At 63.4% G+C, this 3512-nt stretch carries 2 protein-coding genes and 1 pseudogene; all 3 read right to left on the bottom strand.

Features of this window, described 5'->3' with window-relative positions:
• Positions 1-1444, bottom strand: a pseudogene (locus BEN47_RS00050) (class I SAM-dependent DNA methyltransferase); the annotation flags it as partial.
• Positions 1445-1576: 132 nt separating this feature from the next.
• Positions 1577-3226 (bottom strand): ATP-binding protein, encoded by a 1650-nt coding sequence (locus BEN47_RS00055; protein WP_070724171.1) that lies wholly within the window; start codon positions 3224-3226, stop codon positions 1577-1579.
• A gap of 9 nt (positions 3227-3235) precedes the next feature.
• A partial coding sequence (locus BEN47_RS00060) for a hypothetical protein (RefSeq protein ID WP_070724172.1) occupies positions 3236-3512 on the bottom strand: 277 nt, incomplete at its 5' end.

The following is a 3512-nucleotide window of genomic DNA, read 5'->3' on the forward strand; positions in this document are numbered from 1 at the left end:
GCGAACTGGGCCAGCGCGGCCTGCAGGTTCTCCGTGATTTCCAGGGCCAGCACGTCGGGGGCGGGGAGGGTGGCGCTGTCTTCCAGGGCATCATCTTTCAGCCAGAAGATGTCCAGGTTCACCTTGTCACGGGCCAGGAGCTGGGCCAGGTCGTAGCGGTGGAACTGTTCGGTTTCCTGGCGCTGGGCGCGTTGGCCGGGCTGGCCGTAGCAAGCGATGAAATCCTGCAGGTGGGCCAGGGTGAGTGGGTTGCCTTTGGGGGTGAAGTGCTGGTTGGTGCGCAGGTCGTACACCCACAGGTCCTTGGTCTGGGCCTGCTCGGCGGCGGCGCGCTTCTCGAAGAAGATGACGTTGGCCTTCACGCCTTGCGCGTAAAAGATGCCGGTGGGCAGGATTGCAGCGTGTGCACGTTGCAATCCTGCAGCAGCTTGCGGCGGATGGTTTCGCCGGCCCCGCCCTCGAAGAGCACGTTGTCAGGCAGCACCACGGCGGCGGTGCCGCCCACCTTGAGGATGGTGTAGATGTGCTGAACGAAGTTGAGCTGCTTGTTGCTGGTGGTGGCCACGAAGTCGGTGCGCTCGTAGCTGAGCGTGTCTTTGCTGGTCTGGCCTTCCTCGCTCATCACCGTGATGCTGCTTTTCTTGCCGAAGGGCGGGTTGGCCAGGATGAAGTCGTAGCGGTCGCCGGGGTCGGAGAGGAGCGAGTCCTGATTCTTTACCGGGCTCTCCGTCGAGCCCACGCCGTGCAGGTAGAGGTTCATGGCGGCCAGGCGCACGACGGAGTCCACGATGTCGGTGCCGTGGAAGGTGTGGTCGCGCAGGAACTTGAGCTGCTCGCGGTCCATCTCGGCCCCGTAAGTGTCCACGAGGTAGTCGCGGGCCACCAGCAGGAAGCCGGCGGTGCCGCAGGCCGGGTCGCAGATGGTCTGGCCCGGCGTGGGGGCCACGGCTTCCACGATGGCCTGGATGAGCGGACGCGGCGTGAAGTACTGTCCTGCGCCGCCCTTCACGTCCTCGGCGTTCTTCTGCAGCAGGCCCTCGTAAATCTCGCCCTTCACGTCGAAGCCCAGGCCCGACCAGTTTTCGCGGTCTATCAGGGCCAGCAGGTGCTTGAGGCGGGCGGGGTTCTGAATCTTGTTCTGGGCCTTCTTGAAGATGACGCCCAGCATGCCGGGCTCTTTGCCCAGGTCGGTGAGGATGTGGCGGTACTGCACTTTCAGCGCGTCGCCTTCCAGGGGGCGCAGGCTGGCCCAGTCTTTCCCTTCGGGCACGGCGGCGGCGTTGGGCGCGCCGGCCTGCTCGTCGGCCATTTTCAGGAACAGCAGGTAGGTGATTTGCTCCACGTAGTCGCCGTAGCCCACGCCGTCGTCGCGGAGCACGGTGGCGTAGCCCCACACGCGCTGCACGAGGGATTGGGCGGTGGCATTGAGAGTAGGTTGGCGCATGGTTGGGGAGGGGGTGTTGTATTACATTGTAATACATTTTACTACACGGGAAAACAACCGAAACTGCGTTTACAAGCTGGAAATGCGGTTTTGTTTTCCATTTGTTTTCCATTTGTTTTTTAGTTGTTTTTTTTATGGCAGCGAATAACGGCGGTTTCGGGTTCCTCCCGAGCTAGGGGTAATCCGTCCTTCAGCGACCATGCCATATACTTCGCGCCTTACTTCCAGCAGGGGCAGCTCTTCCAGCCGCCGATGAATCTGGGCTAGCGAACTGTCCGGGTAAGCCCGCAGGTCTTCTTCAATCAAGGCCCGCAATCGGTGGGGTTCCATCGTCTTCAAACTGGGTTTCACGTCCAGGTTGGCGGCGGCGTAGGCTTTGGGATTCACCAGGTATTCGGTGCTCTTTTTCACCCCGCGGGCCAGCACGATTTCCCATTCTACCAGGCGCCCCAGCCAGGACCGGAGCCGCTCTTCCTGGCGCAGCTGCAAGGCCTGCGTCAGGGCCGGGGCTCCAATCGAACCATGTTGCGCAATGATGCCCAGGGTGATGATTTCCTTCTGCCGGAAATCGTAGAACCGGGCCAGGGTATCGAGCAGCGCGACGGCCGTGGGGTTGGGTGCTTTGGCGAAGATGGTGACGCGCAAATTGCTGTACGAATCGTCGATGTCCGGCAAGGGCTTGGCATCGCGGCTCAGCTTCTCATAAATCAGGTCGTAGCCCGAGCCTTCGCCTTCCATCAGGCCCGTGGCCTGAAAGGTGTCCATCAGGGCCTGGTTGCGGCGCACCCGCTCGTGCAAAATGGTGGTGGGCGTCACGCCCAGGGGCAGGTGGCCGGGGCTTTCAATTTCCAGCCGGTCCGGGTACACGCGGATGGCCACATCGGTGGCCACGGTGTAGAGGCGGTGGGCAAAGGCATTGGCCAGCAGCTCGCGCAGCACGGCTTCGGGGTAGCGCCGCACTTGCCGCCGGTACAGTCCTTCGGGTACTTCGTGGTAATAATGCAGCTCGACGCCCTGCGCCAGCACCTCATCCAGCAACTGTAGCGGGTTGAACCGAAAATCCATCCAGGTTTCTTTGCGGATGCGGCGTTCCTGCTCATCGTACACCATGTATTGTACCAGCAGGCCGTAGCGCAGCCGGGCCCGCTGGTAGGGGGTGCCCAGCCACAAAATGCCCAGGTTGGTGGCCAGGCCATCTTCGCGCAGCAGCTTGTAATGCGTCAGGATTTCGGCCGTGCTTTTGCCCTTGACAAATGGGCTGACCTTGTTGGTGGGGGCGGCCCGGATTTTCTCCACGAAAAAGCGGATTTCGGCCGGGTTTAGCTCGGCTTCGGGCACGCTGTGCGGGGTGTGCAGCTCCCACTGAAAACCGCTTTTCTCGCCGGCCAGCCGCAGCAGGTCGTCGCCCACTACGGGCCGGCATTCTTCGCCCAGCCGCATGTACACGCGCCCGTCCGAGGTGGTGGCAATGGTGTTGAGCGACGGATGCACCCACAGCTGCAAATACTGCCCCCCGTTGGCGCTGGTGATAACGAGCGGGTCGGCCAGGCCCACGTTGATGGCCCGGCCGCCCAGGCTGCGGACCAGCAGATTGGCGGCCTCCGGGTCGATGCGCTGCTGGGGCGGCGGGAGTTCCTGCTTGTCTTCAATCCCGATTTGCAGGGTGCCGCCGCGCGCGTTGGCCAGGCACACGCAGGTTTTGGCCAGGTCGCTCAGGTCGGCCGTGGGGCCGAAGGCCTTGCGGTAGCTCTTCTTCTCGAAAACGTGGTTTTCCGACATCATCCAGCGGTTTTACAGGTCTAAAGTAGCTTGCGCCGCCGCCACCTTGCGCCCGCGCCCGGCCTTGCCCTTGGCGGGCGCGGCGGCCGTTTCGGCCTGCAACCGGGCCAGCAGGGCGGCGGCCGGTTCGTCGGTGGCATCCTGGGGCACGAGGCGGCCGGTGAAGGCCCGGTGCAGCAGGCTCTGGCGCAGGCGCTCGGCGCGTTTCAGCTCGGCGGTGAGGGTCTGGCTCAGGGCATCGAGCACGGTGAGGCGGCGCTCTACTTCGGCTACGATTTCGGCTTGCTCG

Origin of the sequence: Hymenobacter lapidarius (assembly GCF_001816145.1) — a bacterium.
Lineage (GTDB): Bacteria > Bacteroidota > Bacteroidia > Cytophagales > Hymenobacteraceae > Hymenobacter > Hymenobacter lapidarius.

What these genes read in the sequence shown, in the direction of transcription:
- BEN47_RS00055 (WP_070724171.1), bottom strand. Translation starts at nt 3,226, where the DNA reads ATGATGTCGGAAAACCACGTTTTCGAGAAGAAGAGCTACCGCAAGGCC.